This is a genomic window from Nocardia jiangxiensis NBRC 101359, from assembly GCF_000308615.1.
GTDB lineage: Bacteria > Actinomycetota > Actinomycetes > Mycobacteriales > Mycobacteriaceae > Nocardia > Nocardia jiangxiensis.
The window spans coordinates 159,131-178,962 of the sequence record NZ_BAGB01000061.1 but is presented as its reverse complement, the minus strand read 5'-3'; the positions used below and the strand labels follow the sequence as shown (position 1 = coordinate 178,962).

20 protein-coding genes are annotated in these 19,832 nt (G+C 68.7%); 13 read left to right on the top strand and 7 right to left on the bottom strand.

The features are described from left to right. Positions 1-3: 3 nt before the first annotated feature. The 6 genes from ON40_RS27055 to ON40_RS27030 all read left to right on the top strand — a co-directional run bounded on the left by ON40_RS27055 (position 4) and on the right by ON40_RS27030 (position 7,118). Positions 4-576: a suppressor of fused domain protein gene (locus tag ON40_RS27055; RefSeq protein WP_083895955.1), complete on the top strand. Its 573-nt coding sequence runs from the start codon at positions 4-6 to the stop codon at positions 574-576. Between the two features lie 201 nt (positions 577-777). Then, a complete protein-coding gene (locus ON40_RS27050) occupies positions 778-1,632 on the top strand; it encodes a PHP domain-containing protein (protein WP_040827440.1) in 855 nt (284 codons plus the stop codon). 376 nt (positions 1,633-2,008) lie between these two features. Continuing rightward, positions 2,009-2,275, top strand: a complete 267-nt coding sequence (locus ON40_RS27045) for a hypothetical protein (RefSeq protein WP_040827572.1) — start codon at positions 2,009-2,011, stop codon at positions 2,273-2,275. 140 nt (positions 2,276-2,415) lie between these two features. Beyond that, on the top strand, positions 2,416-4,014 hold the full coding sequence (locus ON40_RS27040) for an FAD-dependent oxidoreductase (RefSeq protein WP_051193592.1): 1,599 nt from the start codon (positions 2,416-2,418) through the stop codon (positions 4,012-4,014). A 521-nt stretch (positions 4,015-4,535) separates the two neighbouring features. After that, positions 4,536-5,732 carry an NAD(P)-dependent malic enzyme gene (locus tag ON40_RS27035; protein ID WP_040827438.1) on the top strand — a complete coding sequence of 399 codons (1,197 nt, stop codon included), beginning with the start codon at positions 4,536-4,538 and terminating at the stop codon, positions 5,730-5,732. A 3-nt stretch (positions 5,733-5,735) separates the two neighbouring features. After that, entirely contained in the window at positions 5,736-7,118 is a 1,383-nt protein-coding gene (locus ON40_RS27030) for a glycoside hydrolase family 27 protein (protein ID WP_245568009.1), read from the top strand. Between the two features lie 88 nt (positions 7,119-7,206). Here the strand turns inward: ON40_RS27030 and ON40_RS27025 are convergent, their stop codons facing one another. The 3 genes from ON40_RS27025 to ON40_RS27015 all read right to left on the bottom strand — a co-directional run bounded on the left by ON40_RS27025 (position 7,207) and on the right by ON40_RS27015 (position 9,665). Beyond that, entirely contained in the window at positions 7,207-7,533 is a 327-nt protein-coding gene (locus ON40_RS27025) for a hemophore-related protein (RefSeq protein ID WP_040827435.1), read from the bottom strand. A 94-nt stretch (positions 7,534-7,627) separates the two neighbouring features. After that, a complete protein-coding gene (locus ON40_RS27020; RefSeq protein ID WP_040827433.1) occupies positions 7,628-8,947 on the bottom strand; it encodes a sensor histidine kinase in 1,320 nt (439 codons plus the stop codon). A gap of 34 nt (positions 8,948-8,981) precedes the next feature. After that, complete coding sequence (locus ON40_RS27015; RefSeq protein WP_040827431.1) at positions 8,982-9,665, bottom strand: response regulator transcription factor; 684 nt, start codon at positions 9,663-9,665, stop codon at positions 8,982-8,984. 83 nt (positions 9,666-9,748) lie between these two features. Between ON40_RS27015 and ON40_RS27010 the strand changes: the two genes are divergently transcribed. The 6 genes from ON40_RS27010 to ON40_RS26985 all read left to right on the top strand — a co-directional run bounded on the left by ON40_RS27010 (position 9,749) and on the right by ON40_RS26985 (position 15,045). After that, positions 9,749-11,056 carry a DUF1800 domain-containing protein gene (locus tag ON40_RS27010; RefSeq protein WP_040827570.1) on the top strand — a complete coding sequence of 436 codons (1,308 nt, stop codon included), beginning with the start codon at positions 9,749-9,751 and terminating at the stop codon, positions 11,054-11,056. Between the two features lie 14 nt (positions 11,057-11,070). Further along, entirely contained in the window at positions 11,071-12,279 is a 1,209-nt protein-coding gene (locus tag ON40_RS27005; RefSeq protein ID WP_040827430.1) for a DUF1501 domain-containing protein, read from the top strand. 107 nt (positions 12,280-12,386) lie between these two features. Further along, positions 12,387-12,875 carry a hypothetical protein gene (locus ON40_RS27000; RefSeq protein ID WP_051193591.1) on the top strand — a complete coding sequence of 163 codons (489 nt, stop codon included), beginning with the start codon at positions 12,387-12,389 and terminating at the stop codon, positions 12,873-12,875. A gap of 5 nt (positions 12,876-12,880) precedes the next feature. Beyond that, the gene (locus ON40_RS26995) at positions 12,881-14,002 is read left to right on the top strand and encodes a sensor histidine kinase (protein ID WP_051193590.1); all 1,122 of its coding nucleotides are present in this window, start codon (positions 12,881-12,883) and stop codon (positions 14,000-14,002) included. Beyond that, positions 13,969-14,628: a response regulator transcription factor gene (locus ON40_RS26990; RefSeq protein WP_444543724.1), complete on the top strand. Its 660-nt coding sequence runs from the start codon at positions 13,969-13,971 to the stop codon at positions 14,626-14,628. The genes ON40_RS26995 and ON40_RS26990 overlap by 34 nt, the downstream gene beginning before the upstream one ends. Positions 14,629-14,646: 18 nt before the next feature. Continuing rightward, the gene (locus ON40_RS26985; RefSeq protein WP_245568008.1) at positions 14,647-15,045 is read left to right on the top strand and encodes a VOC family protein; all 399 of its coding nucleotides are present in this window, start codon (positions 14,647-14,649) and stop codon (positions 15,043-15,045) included. Between the two features lie 27 nt (positions 15,046-15,072). Here the strand turns inward: ON40_RS26985 and ON40_RS26980 are convergent, their stop codons facing one another. From ON40_RS26980 to ON40_RS26965, 4 genes are read right to left on the bottom strand one after another with little or no spacing between them, the layout of a single operon-like run. Continuing rightward, the gene (locus tag ON40_RS26980; protein ID WP_040827426.1) at positions 15,073-15,765 is read right to left on the bottom strand and encodes an ABC transporter permease; all 693 of its coding nucleotides are present in this window, start codon (positions 15,763-15,765) and stop codon (positions 15,073-15,075) included. Then, positions 15,762-16,445 carry an ABC transporter permease gene (locus ON40_RS26975; protein WP_040827423.1) on the bottom strand — a complete coding sequence of 228 codons (684 nt, stop codon included), beginning with the start codon at positions 16,443-16,445 and terminating at the stop codon, positions 15,762-15,764. Before ON40_RS26975 ends, ON40_RS26980 begins: the two co-directional genes overlap by 4 nt. 16 nt (positions 16,446-16,461) lie before the next feature. Continuing rightward, positions 16,462-17,613: an ABC transporter ATP-binding protein gene (locus ON40_RS26970; RefSeq protein WP_040827421.1), complete on the bottom strand. Its 1,152-nt coding sequence runs from the start codon at positions 17,611-17,613 to the stop codon at positions 16,462-16,464. 57 nt (positions 17,614-17,670) lie between these two features. Next, on the bottom strand, positions 17,671-18,567 hold the full coding sequence (locus ON40_RS26965) for an ABC transporter substrate-binding protein (RefSeq protein WP_051193604.1): 897 nt from the start codon (positions 18,565-18,567) through the stop codon (positions 17,671-17,673). Between the two features lie 243 nt (positions 18,568-18,810). Here ON40_RS26965 and ON40_RS26960 point away from each other — a divergent pair, with 243 nt between their 5' ends. Beyond that, a complete protein-coding gene (locus ON40_RS26960) occupies positions 18,811-19,803 on the top strand; it encodes a glycine betaine ABC transporter substrate-binding protein (RefSeq protein WP_040827419.1) in 993 nt (330 codons plus the stop codon). Positions 19,804-19,832: the final 29 nt, after the last annotated feature.

Here is a 19,832-nt window from a genome sequence, read left to right as displayed (position 1 = left end):
GGCATGGATGTGATCGAATCGGTCCGAGCGGCGGTGCTCGGGCATTTCGCGGCGTCGAGTGCGGATTCGGCCTCGGTGACATTCCTCGGACTCGAGCCGATCGAGATCCTGCGCATTCCCGACGGTGAGTTCGTGCACTACGTCACGCTCGGCGGCGCGCGGCATCCGATGACCGATCCCGGTGCGGCCGTCGTCGATCCGGAGCGCGGGCCGCGCGCGGAACTGGTGCTGACGCTGCGCGGTGGCGACGCGCACACCGGGTTGACCCGTGCGCTGGGTGTGCTGATCGCCTCACCTGCGGTGGAAGGCGTTGTGCTGCAACCGGACGCGCTGCTGGACCTGGGAGAACCGTTGTGGCACAACGCCCCGTTCACCGCTGTCCTGCTCGGCCCCGGCGACATCCCCGACCTCACCCTCCCCGACCCCGCGGAGCCCGTGCGCTTCCTGGCGGTGTCGCCGATCACCGCCACCGAGGCCGCCTGGGTGCGCCTGCGCGGTGCACCCGCGCTGCGTGAGGCATGGACCGAGGCCGGTATCGACGTGCGCGACCCGGGCCGAGGCGCCGCAAACCTCTGACAACGCCCCACCCCGAGACCGAACCCTCGCGGGCACCTGAGTTCCGCCGACCTCGGACAACGCCAACTCCAAGGCCGCGGCCCGGGTCGATTCTGGACTGACCGGAGCGGAGGAGCGAAGCGGGGGAGCGGAGGGAGGGAAGAATCGGCCCTTGGGGGGGCCGCGGCCCGCCGCAGCGGAGCGGAGGCAGAAAATACAGCCGTGCGCATCGACCTTCATACCCACAGCAGTGCGTCCGATGGGACCGAGAGTCCCGGTGAGCTGATCCGGAGTGCCGCGGCGGCGGGGCTCGATGTGATTGCGATCACCGATCACGATACGACCGCGGGGTGGGGCGAGGCCGCCGGGGCGTTACCGGCGGGGATGAGTCTGGTGCGCGGTATGGAGATGTCGTGTCAGGGGATGGGGGAGGACGGGTGGCCGGTGCCGGTGCATCTGCTGGCCTATCTGTTCGATCCGACCGATGTCGCGTTCGCCCGGGAGCGGGAGCGGCTGCGTGGTGAGCGGGTGGCCCGGGTGCGGGCGATGGCCGAGCGGATGGCCGCCGACGGTCTGCCCGTCGATCCGGACGAGGTGCTGGCTTCGACGGGCCCCGCGGCGGGCCGACCGCATCTGGCGCGCGCTCTCGTCGCGGCCGGTGTGGTGCCGACGGTGGACGCGGCTTTCGCGGAACTGTTGGCCCCGCGTGGCCGCTACTACGCGGAGAAGGCCGACACCCCCCTGCATGCTGCGGTCGAAATGGTCACCGCGGCAGGCGGAGTCGCCGTGGTGGCCCATGCTCGCGCCCGCACGCGCGGTCGGCTGCTGGCGCTCGACGAGATCCGCGATCTGGCCACCGTCGGCCTCGGCGGCCTGGAACTCGACCACCCCGACCACAATCCGTCCGACCGCGCGGTCCTGCGCGATCTGGCCGCCGAACTCGGTCTGCTCACCACCGGCTCCTCGGACTACCACGGCGCGAACAAGGTCATCGAGCTGGGTGAATGCACCACGGACCCAGTGCAATTCGAGAAGCTCGTCAGCAAGGCGACCGGCGCCCCGGTGATCACCGCATGACGCCCGGACCACGCGCCATCACAGGGGGCCGCAATCTCCGCGGCCCGGAACTCGATCCCGGCCGCGTGGGTACGGGAGTTCGGTGGAAGTCACATTTCTTTGTAAGAAAACACATTTCGATGGAAGTAGCTGACTGCGGTATGTCATCGAAGGGCCCGGATCTCGATCGGGGCGATGCGAGATCGCCCGGGATGACCGATGGATGTCGGTTTTGTTCCGTTGTGGGCCAGAACTTTCGGGCGGGATCGGAAGGTTGTGGCAGGGCCCCGCGTTGCACCTTTCGGGTGTCGTGGCGGAGCGCGGGAGGCGATGTGAGCGTATCGGGGCGGGAGAAATGGCGGCGTGCGGTGGATCGGTGTGGGACGGAGTGCGCGGCGTGAGGGTTCTGCGGGCGATCAGTGGCGCGGTGGCGGCGGGGATGGTGGTTCTGGCCTTGGTGGTGGCCGGCTCGGCGATCGTGGGAGAGGTGCGGGGGTATCCGGGTCCGGGCGGGAAGATGGTGGGCTGGCATATCGGTTTGTCGGCGGCCGCCGTGGTTGGGCAGGTGTTTGCCGATCGGCGTCGAGGTTTGTCCGCTATTTCCGGATCGCTGGTTGTTTTTGTGGCGGCAGGTTATCTATTGGTTACGCAATGGTGGAATTGAACTCCGTGTAATGGTTGCCAATGGGTGAATTGTGCCCGAACCTTATTCTCTGTGAGCAAGATCGCGAGCGAATCTTCGAAGCAGTCCGCGGCGCTGGCAGGCCTGTATCGGGTGGAGTCGGGTAGCCGCGGGAGGCGGCCGTGATCGACCTCGAGGCCGACGTCCTGGTGCTGGGCGGCGGCCCGGCCGGAGTGTGGGCGGCACTGGCCGCCGCGCGGGCCGGAGTCCGGGTGGTGCTGGTCGACAAGGCCCGCTGTGGGCACAGCGGTCCGACCGCGAAAGGCTTTGTCTCGCTGTGGAATATCCCGCCCGGCCCGCTCCGTGACGCGGCGGTGCAGCGCGGATTGGCGGACGGCGGCTGCCTCGGCGATCCGGAATGGATGGCGCGGATGCTGGCCGAGACCCATCGGCACGCGGGCCGGTTGGCCCGCTGGGGGCGGCGCGACCCGGGGGAGCGCGCGGCGCGCGCCACCCGGGTCCGGCTGGACGGTGCGCAGTATCTCGCCCGGATGCGTCGCGCGCTCGTGCTGGCCGGGGTGCGGATTCTGGATCACCACCCGGCGCTGCAACTGGTCGTGGACACCGAGGGGGTGGTGTCGGGTGCGGCGGGCGTCGCGCTGCACGAGGGTTTCCGATCCTGGTCTGTGCGGGCCGGGTCGGTGGTGCTGGCGACGGGCGGATGCGCGTTCCGGTCCGGCGGCGCCGGGACCGACGTCGACACCGGCGACGGGATGCTGATGGCCGCCGAGGTCGGTGGGGAGCTGTCCGGTATGGAGTTCTCCAGCGCGTATTCCCTGGCTCCGGTGCTGGGGCCGCATCCGGCGGGCGCGGAGCGGCGCGCGGCCGCCGCTCGGACGGCGCTGCGAACGGCCACCCTCTGCGACGAGTCCGGCACGGTATTCGGCAGTGCGGGAGAGGGATTCGGCGCACAGGCGCTCACTGCTCTCGCGGACGGACGACGCGTCTATGCCTGTTGGGAGGTCGATCCCCGTGACGCCGTGCTGGGGCGGCGGGTGAGTGGTGATCTCGCGCGCATGCCGGTGCGCGCGGTGCTGGAGGGCACCGTGCGCGGCACGGGCGGTGTGCATCTGATCGGATTCGATTGCGCCACAACGGTTCCGGGATTGTTCGCGGCCGGTGAGGTGGCTGGGCGCGAACCCGTCACCGGCGCGGTCGGCGGATTCGGCGGGCAGGGCGGGGGCTGGGCGATGTCCTCGGGTGCGTGGGCGGGTGCGGGTGCGGCCCGCTTCGCGACCGGACGTGGCCGTCGGGGGCCGGTGCGACTGGTTCCGGGTGCGGGCTTGCACGGTGGTTCCGGGCTCGATCCGCGTGCGGTGATCGGTCTGGTCCAGGAGCACACCCTGCCCATGCGGCGCAGTTATCGACGCAGCGCGGACAGCCTGCGCAACAGCATCGCCGAACTCGACGCCCTGTGGCCCGCCACCGAATTCGCGCTCGGCGGCAGCGGCGCGGATCGATTGCACGCCCGCGAGGCCGCGGCGCTGCTGGCGGTGGCGCGCTGGACCAAATACAGCGCGCTGGCCAGGACCGAATCCCGCGGCATCCATCGGCGTACCGACCATCCCCAGATCGTCGACCATTGGTGCCGCCGTCTGCTCAGCGGCGGCGTGTCCACGGTCTGGGTGCGTCCGCAGGCGTGCGAGCCGGTCGTCCCCGCGCAGCAGCCGCAGGCCGAGCCGGTTTCCCAACTCGAGCCGACGGATCTGGCCACCGCCTGATCGGGCGGGCCGGATCGCCCGCACTTCGCCGCCCTGATCCCGGTGCGACAGTTCACCGATCCTTCGCGCGGAAGGTCGGCCTTCGGTGACCGGGGGGTAATTTGCGCCACGTAGCCTCGGGAAATGGCACATCCCAGCGGTTCTGGACCCGCCGCCGTGCGGGGGGATTTGGCAAGTTCCGGGGCTGCTGGCAGAATGTTCCGGATCCCGGCCGACGCCACCGCCCGGCCCGGGCAGGTTGGTGAACGGCGATCCGTGACGCACGGCTCCGGTCCGCGGATCACCACCGTAGTGCATTGTCCGGACAACCATCCGGCTCCGGCTCGACGGATCTGTGCAGCGATACGTGAACCGTGTCTCGTAATACCCCTTGCGGCTTGCCGCGATGTAACTACTGAACGGTATTGCGAGACATGCGTGAGCGCATTCGGCGCACCCTCGAGTAACCCGAAAAATCCCTTATTTCCATACCCGACGGTAACCGTCCCCCGGTTTAGTCCGCATCGAGCAGGAGTGAAATCGTGTCATCTGTGACTGACGCACCGAATGCAACTGCCAGCCTGTCCGAGATCACGCACGAAGAGATTTTCGCCGGCCATCTCGGAGGCAAGCTCTCGGTGGAACTCAGCGCGCCGCTCGACTCGCAGCGTGATCTGTCCATCGCATACACCCCGGGTGTGGCACAGGTGAGCCGGGCCATCGCGTCGGACGACGCACTGGCCAAGCGCTACACCTGGACCGACCGCCTGGTCGCGGTCGTCAGTGACGGCACCGCGGTGCTGGGGCTGGGCGATATCGGCCCGCGCGCCTCGCTGCCGGTGATGGAGGGCAAGGCGGCGCTGTTCAAGAAGTTCGCCGATCTGAACTCGATTCCGATCGTCCTGGACACCAAGGACGTCGACGAGATCGTGGAGACCCTGGTCCGGATGCGGCACAGCTTCGGCGCGGTCAACCTGGAGGACATCTCGGCTCCCCGCTGCTTCGAGATCGAGAAGCGCGTGATCGAGGCGCTGGACTGCCCGGTCATGCACGACGATCAGCACGGCACCGCGATCGTGGTGCTGGCCGCGCTCAACGGTGCGGCCAGCGTGCAGAGCCGCGACATCAAGGATCTGAAGGTCGTGGTGTCCGGCGCCGGTGCGGCCGGTGTGGCCTGCACCAACATCATGCTCGCCGCGGGCGTGACCGATGTGGTCGTGCTCGACTCGAAGGGCATCGTCGGCACCGATCGCACCGACCTCAACGAGGTCAAGGCCGAACTGGCGCAGCGCAGCAACCCGCGCAAGCTCAGTGGCGGCGCGGCCGAGGCGCTGGCCGGTGCGGACGTGTTCATGGGCCTGTCCGCCGGCACCATCGCCGAGGAATTGATCGCGTCGATGGCCTCGGATGCGATCGTGTTCGCCATGTCCAACCCGGACCCGGAGATCCACCCCGACATCGCGCAGAAGTACGCGCAGATCGTGGCCACCGGCCGCAGTGACTTCCCGAACCAGATCAACAACGTGCTCGCCTTCCCGGGCGTGTTCAAGGGTGCGCTGGACGCTGGCGCGCGCCGGATCACCGAGGGGATGAAGGTGGCAGCCGCCAACGCGATCTTCGGTGTGGTGCGCGACGAACTGGCCGCGGACAAGATCATCCCGAGTCCGCTGGATCCGCGGGTCGCCCCGGCGGTGGCCGAGGCTGTGGCCGCTGCGGCGCGCGCGGAAGGCGTTGCGTAACAGGTGGTTTCGAAGGTAGGACGCCCCATCCCGGGTCGGGTGGGGCGTTCTGCGCTGTCCGGTGACGGCTCCGGCGGACGGCCGGGCGCGCGGCACGGTGTGGTGGTGCTGGTGGCCGCGCTGACGGTGGCGCTGGTGCTGATCGGGGGTGTGGCCTCCGCGCCGTTCGCCGATACCGTGCACCTGGGTGAGACCGCGATCGCGATTCCCGGCGTGGCGCGGACTCCGCCGATGGGCTGGAATTCCTGGAACGCCTACGGCTGTTCGGTGGACGAGCACACGGTGGAGCAGGCGGCCGACGCCATGGTGGCCAGCGGGATGCGCGAGGCCGGTTATCGATACGTCGTGGTGGACGACTGCTGGTTCGCATTGCAGCGCGCGGCTTCCGGTGCGCTACAACCGGATCCGACGCGTTTTCCGCACGGTATCGCGGCCCTGGCCGCTTATGTGCACGCGCGTGGATTGAAATTCGGTATTTACGAGAGTCCGAATTCCCGCACCTGCGCACAGATTTCCGGAACCTATCCGGGAAGTACCGGAAGTTCCGGACACGAGCCGCTCGACGCGCGCACATTCGCTTCGTGGGGTGTGGATTATCTCAAATACGACTGGTGCTCACCGGATTCCAATATCGACCGCCAGGTATCTGCATTCACGAGCATGCGAGATGCATTGCGCGCCACCGGACGTCCGATCGTGTACAGCATCAATCCCAACAGCCGGGTTCCCGGTGCGCCGCCGGGCGGGATCTACGACTGGTCCGGCATCGGCACCCTGTGGCGTACGACCAACGATCTGCTGCCGGGCTGGGCATTGCACCAGGGCCCGGCCGGTGATCAGGGGGTCAGCGAAATCCTCTCCAGCACCGTTGCGTCGGCGAAGAGAGCCGGTGCGGGGCATTGGGCCGACCCGGATATGCTCGAGGTCGGCGTCCCGGGTGTGCTCGGCACCTCGTATCCCGGGCTGACCGAGGCCGAGCAGCGGACCCAGTTCGGCATGTGGGCCCTGCTGGCCGCACCGCTGATCGCCGGAAACGCCCTGCCCTACATGAACGAGACGACCTGGCGGCTGCTGACGGATCCGGCGATCATCGCGGTGGATCAGGATCTGCTCGCCGCACCGGTCACCGTGGTGCCCGGGACCGACGAAAAGGTCTGGCGCAGAACGTTGTCGGACGGTTCGGTGGCCGTGGCGCTGTGGAACAACGACGATTCGACCGCCACCATCTCCATCCCGCTCGCGCGTCTGGATCTGCCTGCGGCGGAAGGTTTCACGGCCCGCAACCTGTGGTCGGGTGCACACGCGACCGTGCGCACCGCGGTCGGCGCTCAGGTGGCCGCACACGACACCGTGCTGCTGCGGATCAGCCCGACGCCGGTGACATGACCGATCACCGGCGTCGGGTCCGGCTCACCTGCTGAGTGTCGATGCGGCAGCGGCCGATCGATTCCCGAGTCGGGAGGCTCGAGCTCGACTACCGGTGGCAGGCGTGCCGGTAGTCGATCACCGGCTGACGCGCGCCGCGCAGGCCCGCGATCAGATCCGGATGGGCCTGGCGGTAGGACTGGCGTTCGGCCTTGCGCTGATCCTTCGGCAGGGTCCTGATGTGGGCGAGTTCGGCGGAGAGGTCGGGGTGGGCGGCCAGATACGCGGCGACCTTCGGTGCGGCGGCGGCATGGGCCGCGGCGCGGTTCTGCACGGTGCACTGTGCGGGATCCGCGGAGGCGGTCGCGGGCAGGGCGATCGCGAGGGTGGCCAGACCCGCGGTGGCGGTGAGCAGGGTGGCGGCGATGCGTTTCACAGGGAAACTCCGTTCGGTCGATTCGTGCTGTCGAACCGAATTTGCCCGGCGTAGCTGAGGACGCGCTGAAATCCGGGGTTCGACCCGCGTACCTTCAGCCGATCTTCAGGGTCAGCACGAATCGTGCCCCGCGACCGTCCTCGGGTTCGGTGCAGTTCAGATCGCCGCCGTGGACTCGGGCGATGCCGCGGGCGATGGGCAGGCCCAGGCCCGAACCACCCGAACGGGTTTCGCGGGCCTGATTCAGGCGCACCAGCCGGTCGAAGATGCGTTCACGGTCGTCCGGAGCGATGCCGGGGCCGGTGTCGGCGATCGTGATCCGGGCCATGTCGTCGCTGGCCTCGACGTGCACGGTGACCACCCCGCCCGCGGGCATGGCCTGACACGCGTTGCTCAGGATGTTCACCAGGATCTGCCCGATGCGTTCCGGATCGGCGATCGTGCGCACGGCCTGGCCGTCGAGCCGGAATTCCACCTCGGGGTGCAGCGTCCGGACGCGATCGAGCTGAATTCCGGTGAGCTCGTACAGCTCCACCGGTTCGGTGTGCAGTTGCAGGCCCGCATCGATCCGGGCCATGTCGAGCAGATCGTCGACCAGCCGCCCGGCCCGCTGCGCCTCGCGGGCCAGCAGCAGATACATGCGTTGACGTTCCTCGGGATCAGCATCGGCCGGTTGGTGCAGGACGGCCTCGGCGATGGCGCGGATGCCCGCGACGGGGGTGCGCAATTCGTGCGCGGCATCGCCGACGAAGGCACGCAACTGCTGTTCGGAGCCGCGGGCCCGGGATTCGGCGCCCTCGAGGGCGTCCAGCATTTCATCGAAAGCGCTTGCGGTGCGGCCGAGTTCGGTATCGGTGCGATCCGGGGACAGCCGGCTGCCACGGTGACCGCGGGCGATGTCGCGGGCCAGGCGCGTCATCGAATCCAGGGGCGCGAGGGCGCGGCGCACCCCGAACCAGAGTCCGCCCGCGATCAGCAGCAGCGCCGCGGCGATCGCGGCGACCAACACCCAGACCAGCCGGGAGCCGATCCGGGCCAGCAGCGGCTCGTCGATCTGCACGGTGAGCCGCGAATGATCGAGCTGACCCGGTCCGGTCAGGATCACCCGTCGCGTCTTGGCGACGTTCTCGGCCTCGCGACGCGGAGTGAGGCTGCCGTAGGTGTGGCCGTCCGCGAGCACCAGGCTGGCCCGCACCGAGCGATTGTCGACCCGGGCGATCAGCACCCGGGGCGGGGTCTTCTGCATGGCGAGCTGACGGGCCAGCTGCACCCGGTCCGTCAGGGTGGTGTCCTCGCTGCGGGAGACCACGACCGCGAACAGGCCGTGCACCACGACCGCCACGATCACCAGTGCGATCCCGGAAACGATTGCGGCGGTGAGGGTTACCCGGCGACGCAGCGATACGGTCCTCATGACGCCCTCGCCGCGGCACTCGGTCGGCGCGTGCTCATCGGTCCCCGGCTCGCAGGGCGTAACCCATACCGCGCACCGTGTGCAGCAGTCGCGGCCCGTGCTCCTCGAGTTTGCGCCGGACCGCGCTGACGTACACCTCCACCAGATTCGGGTCGTAGTCCTCGTAACCCCATACGGCGGTGAGGATCTGGGTCTTGGTGACCACCTGGTCGCGATGTGCGGCCAGATAGGTCAGGAGTTTGAACTCGGTGGCGGTCAGGGTGACGGTCTCGTTGCCGCGCAACACGATTCCCGATTCGACGTCCACCACCAGATCCGCGATCGTGATCTTGTTCTGCAACTTGCCCATTCGCCGCAGCAGCGCCTCCACCCGGGCCACCAGTTCGGTCAGATCGAACGGTTTGACCACGTAGTCGTCCGATCCGGCGCGCAGTCCGCGCACCCGATCCTGCACGCCGTCCCGCGCGGTGAGCATCACCACGCCCGCCGCGCAGTGCGCGCGCACCGATTCCAGCAGGGCGAAGCCGTCGCGTCCGGGCAGCATGACGTCCAGGACCACCACGTCGGGGCGGAACTGCGCCAGATCCCGTTCCAGCTCGCCGCCGTCCGGGCGCGCGAGGATCTCGTGACCGGCCGCGCGCAGCCCGGACGCGACCGCCGCCCGAATGGCTTCGGCATCTTCGATGACCAGGATTCGCCCGTTCTGCACACCCGACATTGTGGCCGTTGCGGGCTGAGGATTGGCTGAAGGTCGGCGGTGCGGGTCCTGCGGAAGGGCTGTGCACCGCCGATACTCGGAATATGGCCAGCCAATCAGCACAGTGGATGCGCAGCGCTCGGGTGCTGCGCCGGTCCGGATTCGGTGCGGCGGGCCCGGAGATCGACGCGGTGAGCGATCCGGCGGCGTATCTGCGCGCGGCGCTGGCGGCCGATCCGGAGGCCGATCCGGGGGCGCGCGCCACGCCGATGCCACAGTTCTCCTTCGTCGCGGCGCCCGATCGCAAGGCCACCGCCGACCAGCGCCACCGCTACAACACCGAGATCACCGCACAGCTGAACGAGCTCACCGTGTGGTGGTTGCGGCGGATGGCCGCCGTGCAGGTGCCCGTGCGGGAGAAGCTGACCCTGTTGTGGCACAACCACTTCGCCACCTCCGCGGTGAAGGTGCGCAGCGCGGCGGAGATGGCCGGGCAGAATCGGACGTTGCGCGCCATGGGCGTCGGGGATTTCTCGACCCTGGCCTACGCGATGCTCACCGATCCGGCGATGCTGCGCTGGCTCGACGGCCAGACCAATACCGCCAAGGCCCCCAACGAGAATCTGTCCCGCGAATTCATGGAGCTGTTCGCACTCGGGCACGGCAACGGCTACACCGAAACCGATGTGCGCCAAGGGGCTCGGGCGTTGACGGGGTGGACGATCAAGAACGGCGCGGCGGCATTCGATCCGAAACGCCATGACGCGGGGACGAAAACCCTTCTCGGCGTGACGGGTCCGCTGGGTGTGCGGGAATTCTGCGATGCGGTGCTCTCGCGCCCGGAGTCGGCGCGGTATGTGGCCGGGCGGATGTGGCAGCAACTGGCCTCGGACGATCCGCCCTCGCAGGCCGCGCTGGAGCGCATCACCACCGCGTACGGGCCCGGTCGTGACCTGGGGGCGATGATCACCGCGATCCTCACCGATCCCGAGTTCGTCGGCGCCCGTGACACCGTCGCGCACGCGCCGGTGGAGTGGCTGATCGGCGCGGTGCGGGCGTTGCGGGTGCCGCTGAGCAGCGATACCGAGGCGCATCGGGTGATGGGGGTGCTGCGCACGCTGGGGCAGTTGCCGTTCTATCCGCCGAATGTGGGTGGCTGGTCCAGCGGGCAGGCGTGGATGTCCACCGCGGCAGCCCAGATTCGGCTGACCGCGATCACCGCACTGCTCAAAGGCGCTGACCTGTCGCCGATTTCGTCGGCGAGTAGCAACGATCGGGTGGATGCCGCCGGACATCTGCTGGGTGTGGGCGCGTGGTCCGACCGCAGTGCGAAGGTGCTGCGCACCGCGGTCGGCAATCCGGCGCGGCTGGCCGCGATCGCCGTGAACACTCCCGAATACCTGACGAGCTGAGAGACGGAAACGCCATGCCATCTGTGAGTCGCAGACAATTCCTCGTCGGTTCCGGCGTGTTGGGTGCGCTCGGGGTGCTCGGGGCTTCGGCGATCACCTGGGACGAGTTGCACCATGCGGCGAGCACCACCCCGCTGCCCGCCGGATCGGGAATTCTGGTGGTACTCACCATGTACGGCGGCAACGACGGTATCAACACCGTGATTCCCTACGCGGACAACGCATATCACGACGCACGTCCCGAATTGTCCTATCGCCCGGAGGAGGTGCTGCATCTGGACGGGCAGCTCGGGCTCAACCCGGCCATGAAGGGTCTGGCGCAGCTGTGGGGGCAGCACGATCTGGCGATCGTGCGCGGCGTCGGATATCCGAAGCCGGACCACAGTCATTTCCGGTCCATGGACATCTGGCAGACCGCGGTGCCCGATGAGCCGTCGCCGACCGGGTGGGTCGGCCGCTGGCTGGACGCGACCGGCGACGATCCGCTGCGCGCGGTCAATATCGGCTCGGTCCTGCCGACGTTGGCGATCGGCGCGAAGCACACTGCCTCGGCGCTGGATCCGTCCTCGGCTCCGCTGTCGGCGCAGCTGAAGGCCGAACTCGCCGGGCTGGCCGCAGCCGATCCGCACGACAGTGCCGCACAGGGATTCGTGTGCAGCGGATACCACTCGGAACAGACCGTCTCACAAGCCTTCTCGTCGATCGAGACGGGCAAGAAGACGAAAGCCAAGTCCGAGTCCGGCGGCAATCCCCTCGCGACGCAACTGGATCTGGTGTCGCAGTGCATCAAAGCCGGTGTGCCCACCCGCGTCTACTCGGTCAGTCTGGGCGGGTTCGACACCCACGCCGACGAACGCCACACCCAGGAACAACTGCTCGGCCGGATGGACCAGGCGGTGTCCGCATTCCTGCGCGGTATGGCCGGACATCCGCGCGGGCGCGACGTCGTCCTGTTGGCGTACAGCGAATTCGGCCGCCGCGTGACCGCCAACGCCTCCCAGGGCACCGACCACGGCACCGCGGGCCCGGTCTTCATCGCGGGCTCCCAGGTCGTCGGCGGTTTCCACGGCGAAGAACCCAGCCTCACCGACCTCGACGACGGTGACCTCAAATCCACCGTCGACTTCCGCGACGTCTACCACGAACTCCTGCACCGAGTAGTGGCCACCGACCCCGCCCCCGTCCTCGGGCCGGGCCGTCGCGACCTCGGCCTGATCACCTGAGATCCCACGGACCTTGCCCCGGAGGTGGACTTCCCGACCGCCGATCTCCACCCCGGGTCCACCCGCGGGTGGTGGGGTGACGGGCCTGTCTGATCGACGCTGGAAGCATGAGCTTGCAGAATGCGGTACTCGACGGTGTCCTGGTCGTCCTGGTGCTGGGGTGGATCATCTATCGGCAGACACGGTGGCAGGTAGTGGATCTCACGCGGGTGTGGCGCGGGCCGATCATTCTGGCGGTGGTCGGGGTGCTGGTGTCGCGGTCGGCGGTGGCCGGGGCCTCGATCGGGGGGTTGGCGGTGGCGCTGCTGGCGCTCGAGGCGGTGCTGAGTGTGGGGATCGGTCTCGGGATGGGGATGTTGTCGCAGATGCGGCGGGTGGACGGGGAGTTGCAGGCGCGGACGGGACTGGCCGGGTCGCTGCTGTGGTTCGTCATGCTGGCGGTGCGCCTGGGCGTGGACGTGTGGGCCTCGGCCAGCGGGGCGAAGATCGTGACCTCCGCCGGGATCATCCTGCTGATGCTGGCGCTGAACCGGGCCGGGCGCACGGTGATGTTGCTGCGCCGGACCCGGCAGCCGTACCAGGTTGCGGCACACTGAACGCGATGATCGCCGCTACCGTGCCGACGAGCCTGTCCAGGCTGCTTCGCCTGGTCGGGCTCGTCGCCGTGCTCTTCTCCTCGCTGCACGCGCACCTGTGGTCACATCCGTGGATCGCCGCGGGCGCGGTGCTGTCCTGGCTCGGCTGGGCGGCGTGGATCGCCGAACCCCCGGGATCGGTGTGGCCGGGGTGGATCTGCTTGTGCGCCATGGCGATCGGCGGCGGGCTGACCGCCGCGTGGGTGGCGGGATCGGCGATCACCGCACTGGCGACGGTCTTCGCGGCGTTGTCGCTGGCGACCGCGCCGGTGACGATCGGACTCGCCGTCGCGGCCCTGTCCGCGGTGTGTACCTGCGTGTCGGTACTCGGCGTCGCCGGCCATCCGCGCGATCTGCTCGGGCTCCTGGTGGGGGTGCTGGTATTCGGGCTGATGGGCTGGAGCCGTCGCCAGTCGCGCCGGGCGGCGGAACAGAATCGGTTGCTGGTCGAGCAGAACCGGATCATCCGCGCCGAGCGGGACCGGGCCGCCGCGCTGGCCGAACGCGGCCGGCTGGCCCGCGACATCCACGACGTGCTGGCGCACACCCTGGGCGGACTGGTGCGTCAGCTCGACGCCGCGGACGCGCTGCTCGAGGCGGGCGAGGTGGATCGCGCGTCCGAGCGGGTCAAAGCTTCGCACGAGTTGGCCCGGTCCGGATTCGAGGACGCGCGGCGAGTGGTGAACGCGATGCGCGCGGACGGTTTCGACCTGGGTGCGGAGTTGCGCCGTCTCGCCGGCGACGAGTGCGCCTCGGGCGGCCGGGTGGAATTGCTCCTCGACGCCGATCTGCGCCGGTTGGACGAGCAGACCGCCGTCGCGGTCGGCCGCGCGGTACAGGAGGCGTTCACCAACGCGCGCAAACACGCTCCCGGACAACCGATTACGCTCACCATCCAGGACCGGGACCAGGGTCTGGACGTGGTGGTCGGCAATCCGCTCACCGCTCGGCTCGGTGCGCTGCGGGATTCCGGCGCGGGCGCGGGCCTGCTCGGCATGACCGAACGGATCGCGGCCGTGGGCGGCACGGTGCGCGCGGGAAGGGAGGAACAACAGTGGATGGTTCGCATTCTGGTGCCGCGCAGATGATCTCGGTCGTGGTGGCCGATGATCAGACCACGGTGCGCGACGGCCTGAGCACCGTACTGTCGCTGCTGCCCGACGTCGAGGTGGTCGGCGAGGCGCGCGATGGCGCGGAGGCGGTCGAACTGGTCCGCACACTGTCTCCGCAGGTTGTGCTGATGGATCTGCGCATGCCCGGTGTCGACGGCGTGGCCGCGACCACCGCGATCACCGCAGCCCATCCCGGAACCGCGGTCCTGGTCCTGACCACCTACGCCGACGACGCTTCCATCGCCGGGGCCCTGCGTGCGGGCGCGCGCGGCTACCTGACCAAGGACGCCGGACGCGCCGAGATCGCCGCGGCCGTGCGCTCGGTCGCCAGCGGGCACACCACCCTCGCCGCCGACGTCGGCGCGCGCCTGGTCTCGGCACTGGGCGCGGCCACCCAGCCCGCGCGGGCGGATCTCACCGACCGCGAGCTGGACGTGCTGCGCCTGATGGCTCAGGGGCGCAACAACGCCGAGATCGCCGCGGAGCTGTACATCGGCCTGAGCACCGTCAAGAGCCATATCAATTCGCTGTTCGCCAAGCTCGACGTCCGCGACCGAGGACAGGCCATCGCCTACGCGCATCGCACCGGACTCGCTCGCTGACATGTCATGATGGGCGCCATGGCGGATCAGAAAATCACCACGCAGCTGATGTTCGAGGGTGCCGCCGAGGCAGCCATGACCTTCTACACGAGTCTTTTCGAAGACGGTGCGGTGCTGGAGATCGAGCGGTTCGCCGCCGGTGAACCCGGACCGGAGGGCACCGTCAAACGTGCGGTGTTCGCGCTGGCCGGTCAGCAGTTCAGCTGCATCGACAGCTTCGTGCATCACGAGTTCGGTTTCACCCCGTCGATGTCGCTGTTCGTCGAATGTTCCTCCGATGCGGAACTCGAGCGGCTCTACGCGGCGCTGTCCGAGGGCGGCGGGGAGCTGATGCCGTTGGGCGAGTACGGATTCAGCAGGCGCTTCGGCTGGGTGAACGACCGGTTCGGCGTCTCCTGGCAGTTGAATCTCCGGTAACGCACGGCTTTTCGAGCCAACCTGGGCTCACCGGGCGTCGGGAATCGTTGCGCTGCGGCGCAATCGGCCCGTGCCCGGTGCGCTGGCCCATACCGCCAGGGCGAGCAGTGCGTCCAGCGCCAGTGCCAGCACGGCCACCAACAGCGCCCCGACCAGCACCCGGTCGTACTTGTACAGGCTGATGCCGTCGAAGATGTATCGGCCCAGTCCGCCCAGGTTGACATAGGCGGCGATGGTCGCGGTGGCCACCACCTGCAGTGTGGCCGAACGCAATCCGGTGAGGATCACCGGCATCGCATTCGGCGTCTCCACGCGCAGCAGTATCTGACGTTCGGTCATCCCCATCGCGCGCGAGGCGTCCACCACGGTCGGATCGACATTCGCGATACCCGCGTAGGTGCCCGCGAGCAGGGGCGGGATGCCGACGGTGAGCAGTGCCAGCAGTGGCGGCAGCAATCCCAGTCCCAGGCCCAGCACCACGATGGTCAGCACGCCGAGCGTCGGCAGCGCGCGCATCGCGTTGGCGAAGCCGACGACCATGCCGCCGCCGCGTCGGGTGTGTCCGATCAGCAGTCCGATCGGTACCGCGATGACCGCGGAGATCGCGATCGCCAGGAAGCTGTACCACAGGTGTTGCAGCAGCCGATTGCCGATTCCGGCCGGGCCGCCCCAGTTCGCCGCGGTGCTGAAGTAGTGCCAGGCGTCGATGAAAAGGTTCATGCGCCAACCCCTTTCGCCGACCGCAGCCGTTGCGTGAGGCTCGGCCCGCTCGCTCGCAGCCACGGCGTGGCCCAGCGTCCGAGGGCGAACAGCACCCGGTCGACCACCAGGGCCAGGATCAGCACCACGATGATTCCGGCGATGATCTCGTCGGGATAGTCGCGCTGGTATCCCTGGGTGAACAGTTTGCCCAGCCCGCCCACCCCGATCAGTGCGCCGACGGTCACCATGGAGATGTTGGTGACCGCCACCACCCGCAGATTCGCCACGAAAACCGGTATGGCCAAGGGGAATTCGACCGTCAGAGTGCGGCGCAGCCGGGTGTGGCCGATGGCGTCGGAGGCGTCGAGCACCTCGGCGGGCACCGAATCCAGCGCCGCGGGGACCGCGATGATCAGCAGCGCCACCGAATAGATGCTCAGCGCGATGACCACGTTCAGCGGATCGATGGTCGCGATGCCCGCCAGCGGCGGAATGATCACCAGCAGTGCCAGCGACGGAATCGTGAAGGCCAGGCTCGCCACGGTGATCGTGATCCGGCGCAACCACGGCACCCGCCGCACCGCCGCACCCGCGGGAATCGCGATCACCAGTCCGACCAGCAGCGGAACCAGCGCCAGATACAGGTGTGTGCGGGCGAATCCGGCGATCTCGGCGAAGTTGTCGATCAGATATCTCATCGGGGCGTATCCGGTCTCACTGCGCCTGCTCCTGTGCGAAGAAGTGGCGATTGCGTGCGGCGTCCTCGTCCGACCGTTGCGCGGCCAGTCGATCGATGACCTCGGTGGCCAGCAGGCCGCCGGTCACCGCGCCCGAATCATCCACGGCCACACCGATCCCCGAGGGCGAGGAGATCGCGGCATCCAAAGCCTGGCGCAGATCGCCGCCGGGGGAGAACAGCGAACCGCCCGCGGACATGCTCTCGGCCAGTGCGTCTCCCGCCCGCACGCGCTCGACGCCGGTGACGTCGACCCAGCCGACCGGGCGACGCGAATCGTCCACGACCAGCACCCATTCCCCGGCATCGAGCCGCAGTTCGGGAACCTCCGATCCGGTCACGGTCCGGATCTCGTGCAGCACGACGTCGTCGGCGGTGCGGAAGGACAGGCCGCGATAGCCGCGGTCCCGCCCGGCGAAATCGGCCACGAAATCGGTCGCGGGCTGGGCCAGCACCCGCTGGGGCGAATCGTATTGCTGCAGAACGCCACCGCGGCCGAAGACCGCGATGCGATCGCCGAGTTTGATCGCCTCGTCGATATCGTGCGTGACGAAGACGATCGTCTTGTGCAGATCCGCTTGCAGCCGTTGCATTTCGGCCTGCAACTCCTCGCGCACCACCGGATCCACCGCGCTGAACGGCTCGTCCATCAGCAGGATCGGCGGATCGGCCGCCAGCGCCCGCGCCACACCCACCCGCTGCTGCTGTCCGCCGGACAGCTGTGCCGGATATCGGCTCGCCAGAGCACGATCCAGCCCGACGCGATCGAGCACCTCGAGGGCGGCCCCGCGCGCGGCCCGCCGGGACTGCCCGCACAGCACCGGGACCGTGGCCACGTTGTCCAGCACCGTGCGATGCGGCAGCAGCCCGGCGTGCTGGATGACGTAGCCGATACCCAGTCGCAGCTGCACCGGGTCGACCGTCGAAATATCCTGGCCCGCCACGGTTATCGTGCCCGCGGTCGGCACGATCATCCGATTGATCATCCGCATGGACGTGGTCTTGCCGCAGCCCGACGGGCCCACGAATACGGTGAACGACCCGGATTCGATCCGCAGATCCAGATCGGCGACCGCGGTCGTACCACCGGGGTAGGTCTTGCTCACACCACTGAATTCGATCTCACTCACGACCGTACCCCGCCGACATCCGGTTCCCTCCACCGATATTCGCGCTCACCGGCAAATCTATCCGATCGGCTTGTCGAGTCCCTGCGCGGTGACCCACGACTTCGCGGCGGCCGCGGGCTCGGTCTTGGTGGCCCCGGACACCTGCTCGTTGAGTGCGATCAGCTGATCGGTGGTCAATTTCGAGGAGATCGCGTCGAGCACCTTCAGCGCCTTGTCGGACTTCTTCTTCGCGTTCAGCACCGGCACGACGTTCTGCGCCGCGAAATTGTGCTGCGGATCGGCGAGCACCACCAGGTTGTTCTCCTTGATGGCGGGGGAGGTGGTGAAGATGTCGGCCGCGGTGACCTGGCCGGTCGTCAGCGCGCGCACCGTCGCGGGTCCGCCCTCGTCACTGATCGGGACGTACCTGTTCGACGGAATATCCAGGTTGTAGTGCTTCTTCAGGCCCGGCAGGCCGTCGGGGCGCTCGGCGAATTCCGGCGACCCGCCGAAGCTCACCTCGGACGAGTGCGCGGCCAGGTCCGCGATCGAATGCAGATTCCACTTCTGCACGGTTTCCTGGGTGAGCACCACCGCATCGGAATCCTCACCCGATGCGGGCGTGCCGGCGACCAGATCATTGCCCAGCGCCTTGCTCAGCGCCTGGTTCACCGCGTCCGCATCGGTCGCGGTCGTCGACTTGTCCAGGTACTGCAGCAGATTGCCGGTGTAATCGGGAATCAGGCCGATCGAACATTCCCGCAGCGCCGGGATGTACGCCTCGCGACTGCCGATATCGAGTTTGGTGTCGACGGTGAAACCGTTGGCGCGCAACGTCTCGGCGTACACATCGGCCACGGTCTCGGATTCGGGGAAATTGGCCGAGCCGACGGTTAGTTTGTTGACATCGCCATCGCATTTACCCGATCCCGAGGCCAGCGGATCGGAACTGCCGCCACAGGCGGACAGGGCCATCGCCGCGGCCAGCGCGACGGCCGTGGCGACGAACCGGACGGCGGTGAATGCGGGGCGAAGTCCGCGCCGACGCGCGGAGAGAGAGATCGTGGATTTCACTGCAGTCCTTCCGAGGGCCCGGCGCTGCCGGGTGAGGTGCGGCGCGGCCCGGCTACCATTCGTCGTCGGGACGGCCGCGGTCTGGCTGTCCATCCTTGCAGCCGGGTGTCGTTCTGACTATCTAACGGGAGTAGGTGTCGCCGGATGGAATTGGCAGCGTCGCTGCGAACGGCGGCTCGCGCGGTACTCGCCGTGACGGCGTTGACGCTGGTCGTCTCGTGTTCGCACAGCGAATCCGGCGGGACGATCACGGTGGGCGCGGGCAGTTCGGCGCAGTCGGATCTGATCGCCGAGATCTATGCCGGAGCGCTGGCCCGCACCGGCGCGCACACGGTGGTGAGCGCGCGGCTGGGCGGGCGTCCAGACCTGCTGGCCGCGCTGGACGCGGATCGGGTGACGCTGGTCGGCGACGACAGCGGCGATCTGCTGACCGCGCTGGATCCACGCTCGACCGCGCGTATCCCCGATCCGGAGTCGGCCGCGGCCCAGGCGAGCGAGGCGACCGGAACGACCGTCGCGCAGGCCGAACCCGGTTCCTCGGTCTCGGATGCGCTGAGCCGGGCGCTGCCCGAGGGACTGGCGATCTCCGACATCGCCGACGGGACCGATCTGCGCCCGGACTTCGTCCTGTCCGCCGCGCAGGCCGCCCGCCTGCCGCATTCGCTGAAGGATCTGGCCGCGCACTGCGGTGAGCTGACGGTGGGCATCGCCACGGGCAGCGAGCTGGATCCGCTGCGCCCCGGGCCGAACCCGCAGCGCGACGTGCTGACCCCGCTGCGACAGGTGTACGGCTGCGATATCACCCATTACACGATCTACCACAGCGATACCGCACTGCGGGACGCGTTGCGGGGCGGGCGGATTCAGGCCGGAGTGCTGACCGCCCCGGCGACGCTGCTGCCCGGCGGCCCGGGTGACCTGGTCGTGGCCGCCGATCCGGACTACGCGTTCCGTGCGCAGAACATCGTCCCGCTGTTCCGGCAGGGCTCGCTGACCGGTACCCAGATCAAGAAGCTGAACTACGTTGCGGGCGAACTCACCACCGCCGACCTGACCACGTTGACCCGTCGTCTGCGCGACGAGCACGCCTCGGCCGCGGATCTGGCGCGCGGCTGGCTGGACGAGCACGACCTCTAGGACGATCCGGGCACATCGGCCGGTTCCGG